Here is a 21,876-nt window from a genome sequence, read left to right as displayed (position 1 = left end):
TTTTCATCACATCGTGATGCATCTCTTTCCTATTTGAATGAATTACTCATTCAAAACTGAACAAAACAAAAGCGCTCTCGTAATTATCCTTAGAAAGGAGGTGATCCAGCCGCACCTTCCGATACGGCTACCTTGTTACGACTTCACCCCAATCATCTGTCCCACCTTAGGCGGCTGGCTCCATGAAGGTTACCTCACCGACTTCGGGTGTTACAAACTCTCGTGGTGTGACGGGCGGTGTGTACAAGGCCCGGGAACGTATTCACCGCGGCATGCTGATCCGCGATTACTAGCGATTCCGGCTTCATGCAGGCGAGTTGCAGCCTGCAATCCGAACTGAGAATGGCTTTATGGGATTCGCTTACCTTCGCAGGTTTGCAGCCCTTTGTACCATCCATTGTAGCACGTGTGTAGCCCAGGTCATAAGGGGCATGATGATTTGACGTCATCCCCACCTTCCTCCGGTTTGTCACCGGCAGTCACCTTAGAGTGCCCAACTGAATGCTGGCAACTAAGATCAAGGGTTGCGCTCGTTGCGGGACTTAACCCAACATCTCACGACACGAGCTGACGACAACCATGCACCACCTGTCACTCTGTCCCCCGAAGGGGAAAGCCCTATCTCTAGGGTTGTCAGAGGATGTCAAGACCTGGTAAGGTTCTTCGCGTTGCTTCGAATTAAACCACATGCTCCACCGCTTGTGCGGGCCCCCGTCAATTCCTTTGAGTTTCAGCCTTGCGGCCGTACTCCCCAGGCGGAGTGCTTAATGCGTTAGCTGCAGCACTAAAGGGCGGAAACCCTCTAACACTTAGCACTCATCGTTTACGGCGTGGACTACCAGGGTATCTAATCCTGTTTGCTCCCCACGCTTTCGCGCCTCAGTGTCAGTTACAGACCAGAAAGTCGCCTTCGCCACTGGTGTTCCTCCAAATCTCTACGCATTTCACCGCTACACTTGGAATTCCACTTTCCTCTTCTGCACTCAAGTTCCCCAGTTTCCAATGACCCTCCACGGTTGAGCCGTGGGCTTTCACATCAGACTTAAGGAACCACCTGCGCGCGCTTTACGCCCAATAATTCCGGACAACGCTTGCCACCTACGTATTACCGCGGCTGCTGGCACGTAGTTAGCCGTGGCTTTCTGGTTAGGTACCGTCAAGGTACCAGCAGTTACTCTGGTACTTGTTCTTCCCTAACAACAGAACTTTACGACCCGAAGGCCTTCTTCGTTCACGCGGCGTTGCTCCGTCAGACTTTCGTCCATTGCGGAAGATTCCCTACTGCTGCCTCCCGTAGGAGTCTGGGCCGTGTCTCAGTCCCAGTGTGGCCGATCACCCTCTCAGGTCGGCTACGCATCGTCGCCTTGGTGAGCCATTACCTCACCAACTAGCTAATGCGCCGCGGGCCCATCTATAAGTGACAGCGTAAACCGTCTTTCCATCTTCTCTCATGCGAGAAAAGAACGTATCCGGTATTAGCTCCGGTTTCCCGAAGTTATCCCAGTCTTATAGGCAGGTTGCCCACGTGTTACTCACCCGTCCGCCGCTAATCTCAGGGAGCAAGCTCCCATCGATTCGCTCGACTTGCATGTATTAGGCACGCCGCCAGCGTTCGTCCTGAGCCAGGATCAAACTCTCCGAAGAAATGTTTGACTTGCTCATTTGCTTTTTTAATAGTGTGTGCTCACTTAAAATTTAACGTTGGCGCTTTGTTTTGTTCAGTTTTCAAAGAGCAATAATGGAGCGGGTGAAGAGAATCGAACTCTCATCATCAGCTTGGAAGGCTGAGGTTTTACCACTAAACTACACCCGCATTTAATTGTATGAGATATTTTCAGAAAGAATGGTCGGGAAGACAGGATTCGAACCTGCGACCCCTTGGTCCCAAACCAAGTGCTCTACCAAGCTGAGCTACTTCCCGTAAAATATGGTGCGCCCGGCGGGAGTCGAACCTACAACCTTCTGATTCGTAGTCAGATGCTCTATCCAATTGAGCTACGGGCGCTAATTTCTATGATGTTATTGGTGCGGCCGAGAGGAGTCGAACCTCCACGGGGTTTCCCCCACTAGGCCCTCAACCTAGCGCGTCTGCCATTCCGCCACGACCGCGAAAGCGACTTTGTAAGTTTAACACCTTTTCAACTTGATGTCAAGAAGAAAAATATCAGTGCGGGTGAAGGGACTTGAACCCCCACGCCTTGCGGCGCCAGATCCTAAGTCTGGTGCGTCTGCCAATTCCGCCACACCCGCGAAAATAAATGGTGAGCCATGAAGGATTCGAACCTTCGACCCTCTGATTAAAAGTCAGATGCTCTACCAACTGAGCTAATGGCTCTAAATAAAATGGCTGGGCTAGAAGGGATCGAACCTTCGCATGACGGAATCAAAATCCGTTGCCTTACCGCTTGGCTATAGCCCAATAAACAATTACTAATTACTAATTACTAATTACTAATTAACAGCCAGGATAATATTATATCACGATAATATTATTTTAGCAAGTGTTTTTTTAAAAAATGGCGGTCCCGACGGGAATCGAACCCGCGATCTCCTGCGTGACAGGCAGGCATGTTAACCGCTACACCACGGGACCAACATTATGATCATGTATAAGAAAGTGACCCATACGGGATTCGAACCCGTGTTACCGCCGTGAAAGGGCGGTGTCTTAACCGCTTGACCAATGGGCCTTGATAAAATATGCAGCTGGCGGAGAAGGAGGGATTTGAACCCTCGCGCCGCTTACGCGACCTACACCCTTAGCAGGGGCGCCTCTTCAGCCTCTTGAGTACTTCCCCAAAAAATGGCTCCGCAGGTAGGACTCGAACCTACGACCGTTCGGTTAACAGCCGAATGCTCTACCACTGAGCTACTGCGGAATAATGAAAATTGGGTTCCTTTTTTCAAGCTCAAGGACCTTAGTGTTTGTCGTTAAGACAAGTTGTTATCTTGTCGACTCTTATGATTATAAAGAGGTTACAACTTAAAGTCAAGAGTTCTTTTATGTTTTTTTATATTTTTGTTATTCATTCCTTAAACCCTTGGTAACTCAATGATCCTCGACATTTACCACACACGGAACGGGTAGTGTCGATTCGTTTTTTTCTTATATATACCTGCTGACAGTCTTCACATTTATATTGAATAGTATTCATCTTTTTCTTTAATTGGTTAGATGGCAGCGGCTCGCAAAATCTTGGCGCCCCCACTTTTTTCAGTAAATGCCTAAAGTCCGCATCACGATGCTGGTACCCTTTCTTCTCGATATGCAAATGATAATGACACAATTCATGCTTAATGATCCCAATCATTTCTTCCATACCGCGTTCATCAAGATATTTCTTATTGATTTCTATATTGTGTGAACGGAGCAAGTATCGTCCTCCCGTTGTTCGGAGACGCGGATTAAAACTGGCTTGGTGTTTAAAGGCCTTTTTAAAGTCTTTCATCGAAATTTCTTCTACTAGTTTTTGCAATTGCCGATTATCCATTTCCCCCTCCCTTTCTTTGGTAACATGACAACCCATTATAACATAGACTAATAATACAATAGGAAACTAAGGGAGGAAAAGCTATGCCTAATTGGTTCCAAAATCAAATCCGCAAAGCCTTTTATGAAAAGGATTATTATCAAGTGAAGATGTTGAATCAATGTTGGTTTTTTTATCAAAAGAAAGAAAGTCTCAGGGTATAGATTCAACTTTGCTCCAAGTCTAAATACATCGCTTCAAAAAACCCCTTCTAATATAGAAGGAGCTTACCATAGGCTAGTTTTGATTCTTTGGCTCGAGCATCGTTAAAGATACCCTTTGCTTTTTAGGGTCAACCAGTTCGACCCAAACCGTCACAACATCCCCAACGGCAACTACATCCAATGGGTGTTTTACAAACCGGTTGCTCAGTTTAGAAATATGCACCAGTCCATCCTGTTTGACACCGATGTCCACAAACGCACCAAAATCCACAACATTCCTCACTGTACCTTGTAATTCCATCCCAGTTTGCAGATCCTCCATTTTTAGCACATCCTGCTTAAGCAGTGGTTTTGATAATTCATCGCGAGGATCTCTTCCCGGTTTCATCAAATCATCTATGATATCTTTAATCGTAATTTCCCCAATTTCCAATTCATCGACCAAATCAGCCGGATTTAGTTTACCTAACTCTTCATTCAATGCATCACTGCCTAGATCTTCAGATGTAAATCCCATTTTCTTTAATAATTTATTCACGGCACTATAGTTCTCAGGGTGTATCGCGGTTTGATCCAAAGGTTCATCTCCATTAATGATACGTAAGAACCCTATACATTGTTCATATGTTTTGGCACCAAGCCGGGGAATTTTCTTTAATTCCTTCCTGCTTGAAAACTTCCCTTCCTCTTCCCTTTTCTTCACAATATTTTGAGCGACTGATTTTGATAAACCAGCTACATATTGTAATAGAGACGATGAAGCGGTATTGACATTCACTCCCACTTGGTTAACAGCTGTTTCCACTACAAAGGTGAGGGATTCCGTTAACTTTTTCTGGGACACATCATGTTGATACTGCCCTACCCCCACGGATTGGGGGTCAATTTTAACAAGTTCGGCAAGGGGATCTTGAAGTCTTCTGCCTATCGAAACTGCGCTTCTCTGTTCTACTTGAAGATCTGGAAACTCTTCACGGGCTATATCCGAGGCTGAATACACGCTGGCTCCCGCTTCATTAACAATTATATAAGAAATATTCCCTTGCACTTCTTTTATAATATCTGCGATGAATTGCTCTGATTCACGCGATGCCGTACCATTGCCGATTGCCACGATCTCAACCGAGAACCGCTGAAGTATTTCAATCGTTTTTTCACGGGCAGCATTAAGCTTCGCAGCAGGAGGATGCGGATAGATTACACTTATATCAAGTACCTTTCCTGTTTCATCAATGACAGCCAACTTACAGCCAGTCCGATATGCCGGATCCAAGGCTAGGACCACTTTCCCTTTAAGCGGGGGCTGCAAGAGCAGGTTCCGGAGGTTTTCAGAGAAAATATGGATAGCTTGATCCTCAGCTTTTTCAGTCAGCTCTTTTCTGATTTCCCGTTCTACAGAAGGCATGATCAAACGTTTGAGTCCATCCTCAATCGCAGATTTAAGAACAACTTGGGCCTCGGATTTGTTATTTTTAATGATTTTCCGTTCCAGATGACCAATGATGATTTCAGTCCGAGGATGAATGGAGATTCGTAAAACCTCTTCCTTTTCGCCTCTATTCAGTGCCAACACCCGATGTGGTACGATTCTTTGAACCGGCTCCTCATATTCATAGTACATCTCGAAGATTTTTTTCTCGTCCTTCTCTTCATTTTTTACAGTTGAAACCACTTTTCCAGCTTTGAAAATTTCAGCCCTTATCCACTTCCTTAATTCTGCATCATCGGAAATATGTTCAGCTATGATATCCTGCGCTCCCGTAATAGCCTCTTCAATAGAATAAACCTCTTTTTCTTCCGATATGAATTCTGCAGCTTTTTCGCTAACCCGGGCATCCATTTGACAATCCAAAAGCCAATTAGCCAATGGTTCAAGACCCTTTTCTTTAGCGACTGTTGCTTTCGTTCTCCTTTTTTGTTTGAATGGCCTGTATAAATCCTCGACTTCCTGCAGTTTTGTCGCTTTCGCGATTTGTCTTGTTAATTCTTCCGTCAATTTCCCCTGTTCACCAATCGAACGGGTAACTTCCGCTTTCCTCTGGCCAAGATTTTCTAGATAGTTCCATCTTTCCATAATGGAACGAATCTGCACTTCATCAAGTGAACCCGTCATTTCTTTCCTATACCGCGCAATGAAGGGGACAGTATTACCCTCTTGAAGCATCTGGATGACGTTTTGGACTTGATGATTTTTCAAAGTTAGCTCATTGGATATTTGTTTAATCAAATCTTTTAATGTATCTTCTACAACGATCATTATGTTTACCTCCAACGTTTTGATCTAATATGTATAGTCTAGCAAATGAGAGATGAAGTTGCGAATCCAATACAAAAAAGCTCACTTCCGAATTACGGCGAAAGTAAGCTTCCTAAAATGAAAGTTGTATCATCTGCAGTTAATGGACTGCTTTTTAATATGCATTGGGCGTTCTTATCGATGGGGACCAGCCTTTTCAAAAAAGATTTAGCTCCCTTAAGTTCTAGTCCATCGGAATGAAGAATGAATTTTGCATTTGGTTCATATTTGAATCTCTGCGTCCTGTATTTTTGTTTCCTTCCTGATAAATACCCTGTAACAGGTAAAGGGTAAACGAGTTTATCATCACTTGGATTATACAGGAAAAAGCGGATGTTACCAACCGAACTGTATACAAATTCATTCTTGTCATAAAAAATCTTCAAAACGGAAACGGCTGCTCCCCGCTTATCGATTAAAACTTGATTGCACACTGCCATTAGTGATTCGACATCCAACTCATGATTACGTTTAACTTCCTCGATGACTGCGTGGGAGGAATCGTAAGCATGTTTCCCGCTACCCAGACCATCTGCCAGTACACAGACAAAGTATTCTTTCGTATGAAGGAAGAAGTAATCATCACCACAATAAACCATCCCGTTTTTAGACGATTGAGAGACAAGGACTTCTATTTTTTCTCCCCTAAGAATATCTTTGATCACTGAATTAACTCCGAGTTTTCAGCATTAATGGCTTCTTGAAGTTTCTTGATCGCGCGGCGTTGGAGCCTAGACACATGCATTTGGGAAATCCCAAGTTTATCGCCCGCTTCTTTCTGACTTAAATTCTCTAAATAAGTATGTTGAATGATCATCTTTTCACGGTCACTCAGCACATGCAGCACCTTTTCAAGGACAAGTCTCTGATTGACCTTTTCAAAACCTTCATCGACATTCCCGAATATATCAAGCAATGTGACAGTACCGCCATCAGAATCCGCCTCAATAGAATGATCCACGGATAAAGCTTGATAGCTTTTTCCCATTTCCATCGCCTCTAAAACTTCTTCTTCAGTCACACCTATACTATCGGCTATTTCATCTATTCTTGGTGAACGATGTAGGGTTGTAGTTAATTCCTCGACAGTCACCCTGATTTTCGGACCAAGTTCCTTAATTCTCCTTGGCACATGGACACTCCATGTTTTGTCACGCAGGAACCTTTTGATTTCGCCGATTATAGTAGGGACAGCAAATGCCTCAAAGCTCTTACCGAAAGATTCATCATATCGTCGAATGGCACCTAACAAACCAATCATGCCGACTTGGGAGATATCCTCCTGAAATGATTTCCCTTTCGCATACTTACGGGAGATTGTTTCAACCAAACTTTTATAATGGATGACTAGATTGCTCTGTGCTTCCTCATCTTGATTCTGCTGGTAAGCTCTAATCCATTCATTTACCTGTTCTCTTTGTGCCTGGTTAGGTTGAGACTGTTTTTGCATCCATCTCCACCTGCTCTCCTTCTAAAAACTTAGTCATAAATACTGTAACCCCATCATGCTGATGAATTTTCACATCATCCATCAGAGTTTCAATAAGGTAAAGACCCAAGCCTCCTTCTCTCATAAGTTCGACTTTTTGTCCATTTTCGTATGGACCGATTCCTTGACGAACCTCTTCGAAATTACAGCTCTTACCACTATCAGAAACCATGACCTCCAAGCGGTCAGGATAAAGGCCGAAACTTACTTTCACTTCACCTTTTTCAGAATCTTTATATGCATGCTGTACCGCATTTGTACAAGCCTCACTGGTAGCGATTTTCAAATCCTCAATTTCATCATACGCAAATCCCATCCGGCTTCCTATCCCAGAAAGCGTTAAACGAATGACACCGATGAATTCTGGTTTTGCAGGTATTTTCATTTCGATGTAATCATATACTTGACTCATTCTAACCCACCCTCTGTACCACTTTTTATATCAATGATATCTGCAAGACCTGTTATATCAAATAAACGTCGTAACCTTTCTGATAAGCCAACTAAAGTGAATTCGCCATTATGTGCCCTTACGCTTTTGAAAGCACCGACAAAAACCCCAAGCCCCGTACTATCCATATAAGAAACTTCAGTTAAATCAATAGTGATCGAAACATTATCCTGCTCCGAAATCGGAAATAGTGATTCTCTTAATTTCGGTGCAGTATATGCATCGATTTCACCTTTCAGTTTTACAATAAATTCAGAATTTAATTCATTAACATCTACAGTTATATTCATCAATGACCCACCTCTTCAAATCCTCTTCATTCCTCTATATATACCCAGCAGAAAAAATACTAAACATTTGATTTTAAAATTATTAACGTAAAATCGTCCCTCAGTTGGAAGTTCTGCATTTTCTCCAATTGTTTATATATATTATTCACCATTTCCTGGGCTTGCAAATGCATATTCTTTTTAATGAAACCAATAAGTGTTTCCCTTTCTATGAACCCATCATTCGTCCGGCACTCCGTTACTCCGTCAGATAATAAAATGATCATGTCTCCACGATTCACCGTTTTTTCATATTGCCGATACCTTGTTTTTTTATCAACTCCAAGCAACAAGCCCTTTGCATCCAAATCGCTAAAAGTGTCCGTTGCGGCGTCATAGTAAAAACCAGGTTCATGTCCGGCTGAAGCATAGGAAAATTGCCTGTCATGCGGATCATATAAGCCATAGAACATGGTTATGAACATGCTCGGATCCACATTATGCTCCACAACACGGTTCAAACTCTCAAGCACACTTTTCGGTTCATGACGATGCTCCGGAAGACTGTCCATCGCATATTTGATCATCGACATGCACAATGCAGCGGGGATACCTTTTCCAATGACATCGGCTATCCCTACCCCTATCCGCTCATTTTCATCTTGGACGAAGTGATAGTAATCCCCGTTCATCTGCCTCGCCGGAACACTGATCGCTCCAATTTCAAGAGCTTTGATATCAGGAATTTCCGTCTCCAAAAGAGTATGTTGAACGTTTGCCGCTATCTCGATTTCCGTTTTCAGTTCCTGCTGCTGATGTCTAAGGCTTTGATGTTCACGGTATGCAATGCCGTAGCCCATCATGACTTCTAGCAGAAAATCGAAAGAATCCAATACTTTTCCCGGTAATTCCGGGTAAAGTTCCATCAAGTTATTTTTATGCATACTGATGATTTCTTCTGGAGATATATTGTATTTGATATGTAGGCGGCTAATCTTTTGCCCTTGGTAGAGTGCCTGCTCATTTTGGTCTTTAAGATACGTAGAAAGCGCCTCATGATACTTTTTCTCCATGTTCTCCCTAATGTCCATAGTCCCCCCCTAACGGAGCCATTTCGTAGCGATAATCTTAGTCCCTTCACCTGGTATCGATTCGATATCAAAGTCATCCATTAAACGTTTGGCTCCTGGAAGGCCAGCGCCCAGTCCCCCTGAGGTGGTATATCCATCTTCCATGACTCTGCGGATATCCTCAATTCCTGGCCCTTGGTCCTCTGCAATGATTTTCAATCCTGACTTTCCATTTATATTTAACTTTTCTATGCTAACACTGCCTTGTCCAGCATATAGGTATATGTTTCGGGCCAATTCGCTAATGGCCGTTGTGATCCTGGCCTGGTCTACAGTACCGAAACCCAACTCTTTAGCGACATTTCTTCCGAGCTGCCTTGCAGCTACGATGTCCCATTCATTTATGATTTTTACGCAGGATTGGAACTCCATTCTTTAATCCCCCAATTCCTGTTGTAATTTCTCCAGGCCTTTCTCTAAGTCTAATGCTGTCAGAACATCTTCGAGACTAATTCCCAGTTCAATTAATGTTATTGCAACAGCAGGCTGGATCCCCGTAATTACAACTTTGGCCCCCATAAGCTTAGACATGCTAAAGACATCGCCTAATACCTTTGCGATAAAAGAATCAATAAAATCTATTGAGGTAATATCTATAACAACGCCATTCGCGCTTGTTTCATGAATCTTATGCAGTAAATCCTCTTGAAATTGAAGGGCTGTCCCATCATCCAATTCCCACTGTATAGAGACTAACAAGCAGTCATAAAGCTTTAATATCGGAATCCTCATACTTATCCCTCCACCTTTACGATCTTCCGGCTCGTTAATTCCAACGCAACTTCTATCCCTTTTTTCAACGTATTTTTTGTAATCACTTCATTTAAATTAATCCCAAGATTAACTATGGTTTGGGCTATTTCAGGGCGGATGCCGCAGAGTATACATTTGGCGCCCACCAACCGGACCGCTTCCGATGCTTGAATGATATGATGGGCAACCATGGTATCCACGACCGGCACGCCCGTTATATCAATAAGAACAACTTCAGATCTATGCTTAACCACGCCAGTCAACAAGTTTTCCATTATTTGTTTGGCACGTTCCGTATCAATCGTACCAATCAGCGGCATTACCGTAATGCCTTCCAATACAGGAATGAGCGGAGCGGAAAGTTCCTGCAACGCTATTTTTTGCATGGAAACCGTTCTTTCCCAAGTTTGAGTATATATATTGACTATTTCATTATTTATCGGTGTGGCCCATTTATCCAAATGGTTAACAAGATTGACTTGATTATCAGGAGTAACCAGACCCTTTTCCACCATTCCATTAATGACAATTAAAGTGAATTTATGAAGTCCTTCATTGACGAAAGTAAGAGGCCATCCCAATTGGACGACTTTCTCGGCAAAATCAGAAAGCTTCAATGTGAACTCCTTGTTTTTACTATCAACGTTCGTGATGATCATATCTATAAATTCACTGCTCGTTTGCGTGAACATTCGATCTGAGACGACTTTAATTAATCTTTCGTCCGTACTTTCCTTCATGATGCCCATCCACTCAGCAAGGATGTAATCTTGATTTTGCTTAATAAAATCGTAAACCAATTGATTCATAATATCCTCCCATTCTAACACAATCGCTATGTTTCCCCGTCCTCGTCACAAGGATGTTAACTAACTGTAATCTTATTCCCATCTGGATTTTCTTCGGGTTTCCCCACTACACTTTTGCTTTTTTAGGTATTTACAACATAACTACATACCCAAAAATCAGGTAAGAAAAACATCAATGAAAGAAAAGTTAGGGAGATACCATAAAAACAATGAACGTTCTATTCAATATCTAACTGTATAATGTTTTTATTCGTCAATTTTTTCATATTTCCTGCTGATACTTTTTGGACATATGTCCACATTATTCCACAAAAAAAAACACGATTCCCGCATTTGCAGGAATCGTGACATCTAAATAGCATCAAGAATGATTTGTATTATAATAACGCCCGGTTTAACGGGAAAAATTTTCTTTAAAACTCAATGAGGCCTAAACTAATTTGCAAAGCTTCATTGACTTTTTGCATCATCGGTTCGTCAAGATGCGTAATTTTATCAGTTAAACGCTGCTTATCAATTGTCCGGATCTGTTCTAATAAAATGACGGAATCTCGCTCGAATCCGTATTTTTTTGCATTAATCTCAACATGTGTAGGCAATTTCGCTTTTTGAATTTGAGCTGTAATGGCTGCCACGATCACAGTCGGACTAAAGCGATTACCAATATCGTTTTGTAAAATTAGTACCGGACGGGTCCCACCCTGCTCTGAACCAACCACCGGGGAAAGGTCTGCGAAGTATACGTCACCACGCTTAACAACAATCAATGGCTCAGCCTCCGCTAACTAATCGTTCAACGCAATGACCAGCCTCGAATTCAGCCTGGAAGGCTTCAGAAGCAATCGTTAAATTAATGGCCGCCATTTCAATATAACCGCGTTTCATCGATTCACGAAACTCTTTCTTTTTACGTTCGCGAAGATACATTTTTGTGGCACGATAAATAAATTCACTGCGATTCACATTTTCCTCACTCGCATACCCATCTAACTCTGTTAAAAAATTTTGAGGTAATCGAATTAATATCTCTCTCGTTGCGCTGGATTCAGACACAAACATACACCTCCACCATCACTACACACCTTTATTATATATCCTTTTCAATATTACCATTAAATTGCCTATCTGCAAAGAGTATATTCTATTCTAAATCTTATTATCAGCATAATAAAGGAAATCTTATTCACAATCTTAGGATTTTTTTACAATCCCGTCATTCCAAAATGAAGTTGCGTACATGATTCAACTGATTGTCTTTAATATATATGCGGGGCACTCTTGCTCCTATCATACATGTTACCTCATAGTTGATCGTCTCCAGTTTTGCCGCTATCTCATCGACAGTAACCGATTCATCCCCATCATTCCCCATTAATGTAACCTCTGTTCCTACAGGGTATGGTCCAGGAAGCTTGATCATGCATTGATCCATGCAAATCCTCCCGACTATGGGCACTCTTTTTCCATCAACAAGAACTTCCTGACCTTGCAGCTTACGGATCCAGCCGTCAGCATAACCGATTGGCAAAGTCCCAATCCATTCATCACCTTCAGCCGTATAAGTCGCCCCATAACTAACGCTTTCACCCTTGGCAAGCTTTTTAACCGCAACCATCTTCGTTCTCAACGATATAGACTGTTTTAATGGAAATGGCAATATCGGCTTCATTTCCATGGAAGGACTCAAACCATACATGGAAATCCCCATTCTTATTGCATTCCATTCAGGATCGGTGAACCTTAAAGAAGCTGCACTATTGGCTGCATGAACATATTCCGGCTTTCTGGTCAATTCGGAAAGCATCCCTTTAAAGAAAGCAAGCTGGGTTTCATAAAAGTCGGTATTTATTTCATCCGCCGTCGCGAAATGAGTGAATATCCCTTGGAAATTGAAACAAGCTTCCCTCTCAAGCAAATTTTCCAATTTCATGAGTTGGCCTTTATCTCGAATGCCGATTCTCCCCATGCCGCTATCCACTTTTACATGGATTTGCAAGACTTGTCCCGGTTTCAACAAATCCTTCGCCTTCTCCAACCATGCTACATCGAAAACCGTCAAGGAAATCCCATGCTCGGCAGCAAGCGCTGCACTTTCAGGCCTTGATGCCCCAAGTACAAGAATCGGAGCCAATATCCCCTTTTTCCGCAAGGCGAGAGCCTCATCCAAAAAAGCGACACTTAAAAAATCCGCCCCCGCTTCAAGCGCCGTTTTAGCCACTTCGTAGTCCCCGTGTCCATAAGCATTCGCTTTAACGACAGCGAAAAGGCTAACACCTTTTCTTAAACTTTTTTTCATTGAAGAAATATTTTCAAAAATATTATCCAAATTTACTTCTGCCCATGTATCTCGATGATATGTTTTCGTTTCCAAGACCTTTTCCTTCTTTCCTACACTCACAATAAGATTCTTCCCAGTAGCGAAGTTTACGTTTCATTATAGGACCATTCTATAACCAACCGCTAGAAATATAAAGTGCTTTTTCACCTTGATTCCAATTTACCCAGCTGCCAGCCTAAATCAAATGAAGGATTAAAAATGTCAACAAGCTGACTTCCCGCCTATCCTACCTAGAAGAAACCTTCATAAGGAGACGGGAAACATCAGCTTGTTATGTAATCCTATTTGACTGGATCTTCCCCAACCGAACGGGCGACTTCTATCATTTCTTCCTGTGTCAAATCCTTTGATGCAAGCATATAATCGACACCTTCAAAAGTCCATGCAATCGTATTCCCTGTCATGGCTCCGACAGTATAACCCAAATCAACCGGTTCTCCATTCACATTCGTCGAAACGGATGTTTGAACTACCTCAGCTTTTTCCTGGACCAATGTAAAACTTTTTGTACCCTCATAGGTCAAAACGACACGTTCTCCTTTTTCCGTCGTAATTTCTTTTTCTTCCGTTAAATTCATATCACCAATATTTTCAGGGTATTTCACCGCAAACCCCTCATTTTGGACTTCTGCCATAACAGGCGCTTCAAGTTGTGCACTTGTCATGTTTTTCTTCATATCAAACGAATCTTTATCAAAAGTCGTATCGAATTTAACTTTTGAGAATTCAACGAGAACCAATGCAGTCTTATCGGGGTCCATGACTTTTACACTGACTGGGGATAAATCCTTTTTGTTTATAGTAATCTCTTGATATGGCAACATTTTATTGTTTTGGTAGCGCGTTTTCGTTTCAAAGACATAATGTTTATCCGTTTCTTTATATGTCGCACTTTTATCTTCCGTAATGTCTTTCACCAACGACTCGAACAAATAGGCCTGACTGCTGTTCTCCGGCCACTCGCTTTGAAATTTAAAACTTTTATTCAAAGCTGGCGTCAAAACATATACACCATCATCATTTTTCAATATCATCTGGCTTTGATCCTTCTCTTCATTTTTCAGATTCACGCGGTAAAAAGAAGGGTCCTTATGCCAAATCTCCACATTATACACTTGAGGTTCCGTCCCCATCTTTAATGTCATCTTCGCGTTAGCTTTATATCCTTTCATTTCGCCAAGCTTCTCATTCAATTCACTCACTACGTCACTCTGTGATTTTTGGCCGCAAGCAGAAAGAGCAAGCAAGAGCATGATCCCTGCAAAAAGCATTACCATCTTCTTCATCTTTTCAACCCCTTTTTGTCATTTGAACGTAAAAGGGAGAGGAAAAGGCAGGATCCGGACATTGGCTCGACTGATGTCTTAGATTCCTCGGTATTTTAGACACGGACCAATTCTAAGATCCGGCTAAAAACTTTTCGAGAGCACCTACTCTGCCATGTACCTTTTACCGGGCCTTGTCTCCCTATAGCACTAAATGTATATGAGACAACCTTAAGGTTTATGACCCGATTGGACAAAACTCCACTCACCCTTCAATTACGACTTGCGCAACCGCATAATCCCTGCTGTGGCTAATCGAAAGATGGACCCCTTCAGAAAACGGCTTCGAAATCACCGGCTTCCCTTTATCATCCGAGATGATTTCAATATCCAAAAAGGATAAGTGCTTACCGATCCCTGTACCGTTTGCTTTTGAAAAAGCCTCCTTTGCTGCAAAACGCCCAGCAAAATACTCGACCTTCCTTCTTCCATTTAACTTTTCGAAAATCAAGATTTCACTTTCTGTTAATATACGCTCCTTTAAACGGGGCTGCCGATTAATCAATGTTTCCATTCTATCCAACTCAGTAATGTCCACGCCTATACCTTTAATCACTTTTACACCTCTTCTATTAATTTAATAAGTTGCATATTATTAGGAGGACTCTTTTACCTGAAAATGATAATATTGTATCTAATTAAAAACGATATTAAGGAGGAATTTATGTTTACAAGAACAGAAGGCTTCCGCGAATACGCAAATTCATATCGAGCTGTAACAGGGCTAATACTCATTATGATGATTGTATTCGTTCTCGTCCTTTTCCCCATTTTTCCCGGCAATGTACTCTTCTATTACGGCACAGGTGTTAACTTATACATTGCTGATGGACAATGGTGGCGTTTAATCACCCCCATCTTTCTACATAGCACGTTTACACATTTACTGTTTAATGGATTCTCCCTTGCCATCTTTGGTCCATTCCTAGAGAAATTACTTGGCACCGTCAAGTTTTCAATCTTCTTTTTATCGACAGGGCTCCTTGCCAATATCGCAACCTTCTTAATTAACCCACTGACATATAACCACGTAGGTGCTAGCGGAGCAATTTTTGGTTTACTCGGATTCTTTCTATATCTTGTCCTGTTCAATAAAACCAATTTTACGAACAACGAAAGAAATACAGTATATACACTGACCGGAATTGCCGTTATCATGACTTTCATTCAACCGCAGATCAACGTTGTCGGTCATTTGGCTGGACTGGCAACCGGCTTTTTAACAGCTCCATTATACTTAAGAAAAAAATGGTAGGACAAACAGCCGACTCTTCCTTTAAATCATTGGGAGTCGACTGTTTTTTGAGGTAAATACCATGATTTAATTATTAGGCAATCCTTTTCTTCCACATCAGCAACCACGCCGACCCGGGAGGTGATTCCTGATTTAATCGATGCTGAAATCGTAGCTAATTCCTTTCGATTCTGAAACCAACTTTTTTTATATGTGATTGATTGAATTCTGCTTCTCTGCATGATTAATGTTTGCTTTGAGAAAAAACGGCTGCTCAGTAGCAACAAATTCCCTTCTATGCTCCATCCTGCATCCCTATATTGCATGTAAGCCCAAAAAATCGCCAACGGTACAAGCAAAAGGGAAAGATAACCCCAAGGTCTGAAAAACCATACCAAGGCACATATGATCGGGATGAGGTATAGAAACTTACGAAACACATAGCGGGAAAGTGCACGCTTAGGTATCGGTGTCATCTCAGTGGTTGTTTCATAAACCGGTAAAATTTCCAGCAATTTTTCATGTAAATGCTTCTTCCTGATTAAAGGGAACAGCATGATCGATAGACTTTCTTTATCTTCCATACTGCCTCCCGCATACTCAATATAAACCGTCGCCAATCCCAATGGCTTTCGAATCAAATTCTCCATGATCCGGATACCCTGTATTTTATGGGTAGGGATTGTCAGCTGTCTTTTCTCGAGAAGCCCTCTGGAAATGATGATTTCCTCATCCGTTTTTATCACGGTAAAGGAAGCATATTTAATTACCATGCTTAATGTGGCCAGTACATATACCACCAATAAAGCCACTAGGGCAAACAAGGTCAGAATGATGGTTCCCATTTCAATAAAATCTTCATAATCCTTAAATATCCTCTCAAAAGGTATCATTTCATCGAACTGTGAAATAAATGCGATTGCTCCAGATAGGAAGACACCCACCGCTCCCGAAGTGGCAGCCATAACGAATAGTTGCGGCAGCGTCTGCTTAAAAACGGAAGACGATTTTGCTTCATGTTCATTATCCGCTACTTCATCTTTATCTTTATCAAAAGGATTATTCGCATTTTTTTCCTCACTAATAAAAGCATTGATTCGATCTGCATCACTTTTGCTTATGGCTGATAATACGGCATCGGCCTGAGACCCGCCTGCCGTTTCAATATTCAACTTCACCAGGCTGAATATCCGCTGGATGATGCCCTCTGAAATATCTATGCTATGAATCCGATCAAACTTTATATACCTTTTCTTCCTTACGAAAACCCCCGACTCAATTCTGAATTCTCCCTCTTCCATGCGATATGTAAAGCGTAACCATTGAAGGAATGCATTACCTATGATTAAAAGTATAATAATGGCTATGACCAGCGGTTGTATCCATCCAGGAATTCCTTCATTCTTCCCAGGAATGACGACCACTAATAAAAAAGGGATGACTAACTCCTTAATCGATTTAATGATGTTAAGCAATACAGCTATGGGGTGCAGCCTTTTAGGTTCAGACATCTTCTTCCTCCACACTTGCCATCCTGGAAATATAGTGCCGCAATTCATCTGCCTCTGTTAGATCCAGGGCAGGGATAACATGCAGGGTCGCTGCAGTCGAAATTTCAACGGAGGCTAAATCGTATTTCCTTAATAATGGCCCTTGCTTCGTTTCAACATGTTGAACCCTAATCATGGGTATGAGTGTTCTTTTAATGACGAAAATACCACTTTGGATATCAATTTCGGTATTTCTCACTTCGTAACGCCATCTCTTCCATTTCACCGATGGAATCAGAATAATGGCCAGATAGGATTGGATTATCGAAATCATGATCAACGCTCCAAATACCCAATATGTCCAATCAAATATGATTGTAAGCACGAGTACGGCGATGCTTATAATCCAAGTTATTGAACAGCTTATGAGACCACTGATTTTCCATACGGTCAAGGCCTTATTCGATATACGATTTTCAGGTTCCATGTGCTTCTCCTCTTCCGGACAGGTAATTTTAATGAACCTTCATCATCCATCCTTCGCTTTCATCCATTATACTATAATTAAAAGCTGGGAATTAACCCCTTTTAAACAAAGACTTTGAGCAGTCCATCCCAAAACCGCCTGCCTTTCGGATACCATAATGGAGATGCACACAAAAAATGCCGCTCAAATGAGCGGCATTTCCAATTCAATTAAATTTTATTTGTTTTTTCCCTTTTTTGGCTCGTGCTGCGGTTTCCGTAACCATTCGACTTACGGTTCGCGCCAGGGCGTTTACTTGATCCGCTACCGTAATCTTTTCTGCCTGAAGAACTGCGGCCATTGCGCTGTCTGTTACCTGAAGAACTGCTGCCACCGCGATTGCGACGCATTGGAGATGGAGATTCTTCCGTTAACTTGATAGGAGTTTGATCCGGTTCTTTTGTCATTGACTTAAGCATCGCTGCAACTAAGTCCGCTGCGCTATGTTTTTGTAATAATTCTTCCGCTTGACCAAGGTATAATGTTAAATCATCATTCTCGATTGTATTAAGGATTTTTTCCGTTACTGCTTTTTGTTGACCTTCCAACGCTTCAGTTAACGTAGGAGTCTTAAGTTTCACCATACGTTTTTTCGTTGTATGCTCAACCGCATGCAGTTGTCCTCTTTCTCTTGGTGTTACAAAAGTAATGGCAATACCATGTTTACCTGCACGTCCTGTACGCCCAATACGGTGAACGTAGCTTTCCGGATCTTGTGGGATATCAAAGTTGTATACGTGAGTAACGCCGGAGATATCAAGTCCACGTGCAGCCACATCAGTAGCAACGAGAACATCGATGCTGCGGTCTTTAAACTTTTTCAATACAGAAAGGCGTTTTGCCTGACTAAGGTCACCATGAATGCCCTCAGCCATATAACCGCGGATATTCAATGCTGATGCCAATTCATCCACACGGCGTTTCGTACGTCCGAAGACGATGGCAAGATCCGGTGTTTGAATATCGAAAAGACGTGCAAGTGTATCGAATTTTTCACTTTCTTTTAACTCCAAGTAATATTGTTCGATACGATCCACTGTCATTTCTTTTGCTTTTACACGTACAAGAACGGGATCCTGCATGAACGTTTCAGCAATTTTACGGATTGGTTCAGGCATTGTAGCTGAGAATAGCAATGTTTGCCTTTCATCAGGGACTGTTGAAAGGATCGATTCGATATCCTCAATGAATCCCATGTTAAGCATTTCATCCGCTTCATCAAGAACTACTGTGTGAACTCCGCCTAATTTAATGTTTTTACGTTTGATATGGTCTAAAAGACGACCAGGCGTACCAACGATAATATGTGGTTTTTTCTTTAAAGCACGGATTTGACGGTCGATATCTTGTCCACCATAAACCGCAAGCACACGAGCGCGTTTTCCGTAACCAAGCTTGAAAAGTTCCTCGGAAACTTGAATGGCAAGCTCACGTGTAGGTGCGATGACGATTCCTTGCACGTTTTCGTTATTGATATCGATGTTTTCCATCAATGGAATACCGAAGGCCGCCGTTTTACCTGTACCTGTTTGTGCTTGACCAATGATATCTTTACCTTCAAGCGCTAGAGGTATCGTTTGGGATTGAATCGGGCTCGCTTCTTCAAATCCCATTTTTTCTATAGATTTCATGGACGTTCTATCTAATCCTAATTCGCTAAACAATGTCAATGTTTTCGTACTCCTTTTTATATCGTAAATTTACACGTGCATTCATGGATCATGCACAGATGTTTAGTTCAAATCCTCATCATCATGACGGATGTTCTACTTAATCTCTTATAAAAAAGTTTATCATTATCACCTAAAAGTATGTCTGCCTTTTAGTTCAAATGAACTCAATATGATTTTTTAAAAAGGAAATATACCAGTACGGACATTCACTGGCATTTTTAACTTCGCGCACGTGTAGACTTATCATTCACATACGCTCATCTTTTTAAAAGTACATGTAACCAAAATTAAATTCAATATGGAAAATTAAAAGTAGCATAAACGGGTGTTTCACCGTTTTATTCAGGTGAGGGCTGCTGCACCTATTATTCATCAGACTTAAAAAGGCTGTATGAACAAAACTTGACGAGCGCCAAGATTCTTATACAAAACAGGCCCGGTGCGTTGAGGATTTGCAGAAGTGGAAAAGCGCTAAAATGCGGCTTGATTCCCAATAGCTACTAAAGCCGCCAAGAGATGCAGCTTTTATATATGACCAGACGCGCGGCCTATTTAATCTAAAATAATCTCAAGAATGAACTCATGAAACATGTAAGAACATACAATTTTGTTGCCTCAACCTGATTAATTTTAAATAATCATCAATGATAAGACATTTAAACTCATACTCATATTACCATTTTCAAACTGTTAATGCAATAAAGGATATCGCCTCATTCAGAGTTCTAAAAACTTTAGATCGTTTCAAAAACGAGGAAATTGGATAGTCCCGCCTGATAATAGTGCAGCCTGATTTACTCATACTAGGATTACCTTAGTTACGATATCCATTCATGCCTAAGTGAATTCAGACTGCAGACATTCGGAAGAAAGCGAGATTTCTGAAACCGACTGGAACGTTTTCTAAGGGAGAATCTGTTCCAGTGACTTTGTCCTTTTCTATAATGAGACCATTCCAAACCACTTATTGTATCCATTTAAATGTTTTGCAAAAACGAACATCTATTTATTTATATGATATGTGTTTAAATCAAATAGTTTCAATAAACCTTTTTCAGGAAGGATTATTCACCCCATTGGAAAAAGAAAGGACTTATTGTGAATCCAATTTGAATTTCCAGGTATATGGAATCATTTATTTTTTTGAAATCCCATCTTTTTACCCAAAAATGATAGTAAATAAGTCTAAATGCAGTATGATTGACCTATCAACAAAACAACTGGGGGGGTTATATGAATATATTCACAATAGATGTTCCTTTATGTAAGGATTTTGGTCGAATCTTAAAGAAAATGAACAAGAATGTCACCTTTTTGGAGGATCCACTCAATCAAAGTCATCTATTCAAGGATTCAACAGAATTAATGAAGTCATTATTTATTTTACCTTTACACATATCAAAAGATTCTTGGCAGGAAACTTCTTTGTTTGCCTTAGCTGAATCTCACGAAATCCCTATCTTATTCATTTACAAACGCGCTTTAGGAATGGAGACACCTCCGGCATTACCAGAAAAGACCTTTTATGAAACCATGGCGGTCCCTGCCGATTCAGCAGAAGTCAGGATTAAATTAAATTCACTCAAAAACATCAGCATGCAACTGTTTTCGGCAAAAATGAAAGGGCAAGAACTTGAAAAGATACACCAAAAATCAGCAAGGAGCCTACGAATTGCAAAGGGCATACAGCTTTCAAATTTACCTTTGTCGATCAATAATGAAGATATAGAGGTCAAAGGTCTTTCCCTGCCTTCGAGTGAACTTTCAGGGGATTTATTTTACTGGACGGAGGTTGATGACAGGATATACGGCTTCATAATGATCGATGTATGCGGAAAGGGCATCCATACAGCACTTATAAACATGTCCATACGGACTTTGATGCCCGGCCTATTCAAACGTGTAAAAGACCCCATTTTCATAACAGAGGAACTGGACAAACATATGCGGGATCTATTTCAAGGAGTTAATCTGGAAAACAAAAGCCTTGCTCGCTTTACAGCATTCATAGCATACGTGAATACAAAGGATCGACACATCGAATATGTGAACTACGGATTTCCTTCAGCCTTCTTGTATTCCCCAAGCACCAACAAAATTCTCAATTTAAACGAAGGGGCCACCCCAAGCGGACTGATTCCCGAATTGCCCATAAAAAAAATAGTCTTTCATTATGAACCAGGAAGCCGTTTCATCATCTATACAGATGGACTCTCTAAAACGCCCACCCCTTCAGCCTTTAACCGGTCTGACAATATCAAGAAGGAATTCATTGAAAATATCCATCTTGATACAAATGAGCTTCTTCAGGAGCTTTTGGTCTCAAGGATGAGGCATTCAGTGATTAACGATGACATCTGCATTATTGCAGGGACACTTTTTTAGGTACGATAAAAAAG

The 21,876-nt window shown here is 41.5% G+C and carries 21 protein-coding genes, 11 tRNA genes and 1 rRNA gene; 3 read left to right on the top strand and 30 right to left on the bottom strand.

Features of this window, described 5'->3' with window-relative positions; all coding sequences use genetic code 11:
• Positions 1 to 93 precede the first annotated feature (93 nt).
• From QNH43_RS01575 to QNH43_RS01515, 13 genes are all read right to left on the bottom strand, one after another.
• Positions 94 to 1,644 (bottom strand): 16S ribosomal RNA (locus QNH43_RS01575).
• A 95-nt stretch (positions 1,645 to 1,739) separates the two neighbouring features.
• Positions 1,740 to 1,813, bottom strand: a tRNA-Gly gene (locus tag QNH43_RS01570).
• 31 nt (positions 1,814 to 1,844) lie between these two features.
• Positions 1,845 to 1,921 (bottom strand) — tRNA-Pro (locus QNH43_RS01565).
• A 7-nt stretch (positions 1,922 to 1,928) separates the two neighbouring features.
• Positions 1,929 to 2,005: transfer RNA gene (locus QNH43_RS01560), tRNA-Arg, on the bottom strand.
• 18 nt (positions 2,006 to 2,023) lie between these two features.
• Positions 2,024 to 2,109 (bottom strand) — tRNA-Leu (locus tag QNH43_RS01555).
• A 59-nt stretch (positions 2,110 to 2,168) separates the two neighbouring features.
• Positions 2,169 to 2,250, bottom strand: a tRNA-Leu gene (locus QNH43_RS01550).
• 9 nt (positions 2,251 to 2,259) lie between these two features.
• Positions 2,260 to 2,335, bottom strand: a tRNA-Lys gene (locus tag QNH43_RS01545).
• Between the two features lie 9 nt (positions 2,336 to 2,344).
• Positions 2,345 to 2,419: transfer RNA gene (locus QNH43_RS01540), tRNA-Gln, on the bottom strand.
• Between the two features lie 98 nt (positions 2,420 to 2,517).
• Positions 2,518 to 2,593: transfer RNA gene (locus tag QNH43_RS01535), tRNA-Asp, on the bottom strand.
• A 25-nt stretch (positions 2,594 to 2,618) separates the two neighbouring features.
• Positions 2,619 to 2,690, bottom strand: a tRNA-Glu gene (locus QNH43_RS01530).
• A gap of 17 nt (positions 2,691 to 2,707) precedes the next feature.
• A tRNA-Ser gene (locus QNH43_RS01525) sits at positions 2,708 to 2,798 on the bottom strand.
• A 6-nt stretch (positions 2,799 to 2,804) separates the two neighbouring features.
• Positions 2,805 to 2,879: transfer RNA gene (locus QNH43_RS01520), tRNA-Asn, on the bottom strand.
• Between the two features lie 147 nt (positions 2,880 to 3,026).
• On the bottom strand, positions 3,027 to 3,491 hold the full coding sequence (locus QNH43_RS01515) for a SprT family protein (protein WP_283916565.1): 465 nt from the start codon (positions 3,489 to 3,491) through the stop codon (positions 3,027 to 3,029).
• Positions 3,492 to 3,574: 83 nt separating this feature from the next.
• Between QNH43_RS01515 and cmpA the strand changes: the two genes are divergently transcribed.
• Positions 3,575 to 3,694 (top strand): cortex morphogenetic protein CmpA, encoded by a 120-nt coding sequence (cmpA, locus tag QNH43_RS01510; RefSeq protein WP_098372179.1) that lies wholly within the window; start codon positions 3,575 to 3,577, stop codon positions 3,692 to 3,694.
• A gap of 73 nt (positions 3,695 to 3,767) precedes the next feature.
• On the opposite strand, the gene QNH43_RS01505 is transcribed toward cmpA, so the two are convergent.
• The 14 genes from QNH43_RS01505 to acpS form a co-directional block, all read right to left on the bottom strand.
• Positions 3,768 to 5,951, bottom strand: coding sequence for a Tex family protein (locus tag QNH43_RS01505; RefSeq protein ID WP_283916564.1), 2,184 nt, complete (start codon positions 5,949 to 5,951; stop codon positions 3,768 to 3,770).
• A gap of 92 nt (positions 5,952 to 6,043) precedes the next feature.
• Positions 6,044 to 6,655 (bottom strand): PP2C family serine/threonine-protein phosphatase, encoded by a 612-nt coding sequence (locus tag QNH43_RS01500; protein WP_283916563.1) that lies wholly within the window; start codon positions 6,653 to 6,655, stop codon positions 6,044 to 6,046.
• Positions 6,652 to 7,440: an RNA polymerase sigma factor SigB gene (gene sigB, locus QNH43_RS01495; RefSeq protein ID WP_034306363.1), complete on the bottom strand. Its 789-nt coding sequence runs from the start codon at positions 7,438 to 7,440 to the stop codon at positions 6,652 to 6,654. Before sigB ends, QNH43_RS01500 begins: the two co-directional genes overlap by 4 nt.
• Complete coding sequence (gene rsbW, locus QNH43_RS01490; RefSeq protein ID WP_076373148.1) at positions 7,418 to 7,891, bottom strand: anti-sigma B factor RsbW; 474 nt, start codon at positions 7,889 to 7,891, stop codon at positions 7,418 to 7,420. The genes sigB and rsbW overlap by 23 nt, the downstream gene beginning before the upstream one ends.
• A complete protein-coding gene (locus tag QNH43_RS01485; RefSeq protein WP_098372176.1) occupies positions 7,888 to 8,220 on the bottom strand; it encodes an anti-sigma factor antagonist in 333 nt (110 codons plus the stop codon). Before QNH43_RS01485 ends, rsbW begins: the two co-directional genes overlap by 4 nt.
• Positions 8,221 to 8,279: 59 nt before the next feature.
• Complete coding sequence (locus QNH43_RS01480; RefSeq protein ID WP_283916562.1) at positions 8,280 to 9,290, bottom strand: PP2C family protein-serine/threonine phosphatase; 1,011 nt, start codon at positions 9,288 to 9,290, stop codon at positions 8,280 to 8,282.
• A 9-nt stretch (positions 9,291 to 9,299) separates the two neighbouring features.
• Entirely contained in the window at positions 9,300 to 9,701 is a 402-nt protein-coding gene (locus QNH43_RS01475) for an anti-sigma regulatory factor (RefSeq protein ID WP_048682056.1), read from the bottom strand.
• A gap of 3 nt (positions 9,702 to 9,704) precedes the next feature.
• Positions 9,705 to 10,061, bottom strand: coding sequence for an STAS domain-containing protein (locus tag QNH43_RS01470; protein WP_283916561.1), 357 nt, complete (start codon positions 10,059 to 10,061; stop codon positions 9,705 to 9,707).
• Between the two features lie 2 nt (positions 10,062 to 10,063).
• Complete coding sequence (locus QNH43_RS01465) at positions 10,064 to 10,891, bottom strand: RsbT co-antagonist protein RsbRA (RefSeq protein WP_283916560.1); 828 nt, start codon at positions 10,889 to 10,891, stop codon at positions 10,064 to 10,066.
• Positions 10,892 to 11,304: 413 nt separating this feature from the next.
• Positions 11,305 to 11,655: a type II toxin-antitoxin system PemK/MazF family toxin gene (locus tag QNH43_RS01460; protein WP_034306610.1), complete on the bottom strand. Its 351-nt coding sequence runs from the start codon at positions 11,653 to 11,655 to the stop codon at positions 11,305 to 11,307.
• A gap of 7 nt (positions 11,656 to 11,662) precedes the next feature.
• The gene (locus tag QNH43_RS01455; protein WP_034306380.1) at positions 11,663 to 11,944 is read right to left on the bottom strand and encodes a CopG family ribbon-helix-helix protein; all 282 of its coding nucleotides are present in this window, start codon (positions 11,942 to 11,944) and stop codon (positions 11,663 to 11,665) included.
• Between the two features lie 160 nt (positions 11,945 to 12,104).
• Positions 12,105 to 13,289: an alanine racemase gene (gene alr, locus QNH43_RS01450; RefSeq protein WP_283916559.1), complete on the bottom strand. Its 1,185-nt coding sequence runs from the start codon at positions 13,287 to 13,289 to the stop codon at positions 12,105 to 12,107.
• A gap of 221 nt (positions 13,290 to 13,510) precedes the next feature.
• A complete protein-coding gene (locus QNH43_RS01445) occupies positions 13,511 to 14,515 on the bottom strand; it encodes a LolA family protein (RefSeq protein ID WP_076373138.1) in 1,005 nt (334 codons plus the stop codon).
• A 244-nt stretch (positions 14,516 to 14,759) separates the two neighbouring features.
• Positions 14,760 to 15,110 (bottom strand): holo-ACP synthase, encoded by a 351-nt coding sequence (gene acpS, locus QNH43_RS01440; protein WP_053537119.1) that lies wholly within the window; start codon positions 15,108 to 15,110, stop codon positions 14,760 to 14,762.
• 108 nt (positions 15,111 to 15,218) lie between these two features.
• Here acpS and QNH43_RS01435 point away from each other — a divergent pair, with 108 nt between their 5' ends.
• The gene (locus QNH43_RS01435) at positions 15,219 to 15,809 is read left to right on the top strand and encodes a rhomboid family intramembrane serine protease (protein WP_076373136.1); all 591 of its coding nucleotides are present in this window, start codon (positions 15,219 to 15,221) and stop codon (positions 15,807 to 15,809) included.
• Positions 15,810 to 15,835: 26 nt separating this feature from the next.
• On the opposite strand, the gene QNH43_RS01430 is transcribed toward QNH43_RS01435, so the two are convergent.
• The 3 genes from QNH43_RS01430 to QNH43_RS01420 all read right to left on the bottom strand — a co-directional run bounded on the left by QNH43_RS01430 (position 15,836) and on the right by QNH43_RS01420 (position 19,474).
• On the bottom strand, positions 15,836 to 17,299 hold the full coding sequence (locus QNH43_RS01430; protein ID WP_283916558.1) for a PH domain-containing protein: 1,464 nt from the start codon (positions 17,297 to 17,299) through the stop codon (positions 15,836 to 15,838).
• Positions 17,292 to 17,765 carry a PH domain-containing protein gene (locus QNH43_RS01425; protein ID WP_076373132.1) on the bottom strand — a complete coding sequence of 158 codons (474 nt, stop codon included), beginning with the start codon at positions 17,763 to 17,765 and terminating at the stop codon, positions 17,292 to 17,294. Before QNH43_RS01425 ends, QNH43_RS01430 begins: the two co-directional genes overlap by 8 nt.
• Before the next feature lie 209 nt (positions 17,766 to 17,974).
• Complete coding sequence (locus tag QNH43_RS01420) at positions 17,975 to 19,474, bottom strand: degradosome RNA helicase CshA (protein WP_076373130.1); 1,500 nt, start codon at positions 19,472 to 19,474, stop codon at positions 17,975 to 17,977.
• 1,236 nt (positions 19,475 to 20,710) lie between these two features.
• Here QNH43_RS01420 and QNH43_RS01415 point away from each other — a divergent pair.
• Complete coding sequence (locus QNH43_RS01415) at positions 20,711 to 21,862, top strand: PP2C family protein-serine/threonine phosphatase (RefSeq protein ID WP_283916557.1); 1,152 nt, start codon at positions 20,711 to 20,713, stop codon at positions 21,860 to 21,862.
• The last annotated feature ends 14 nt before the right edge of the window (positions 21,863 to 21,876 follow it).

The organism is Peribacillus simplex (assembly GCF_030123325.1).
Lineage (GTDB): Bacteria > Bacillota > Bacilli > Bacillales > DSM-1321 > Peribacillus > Peribacillus simplex_D.
This window is presented reverse-complemented; position numbering and strand designations above follow the sequence as displayed.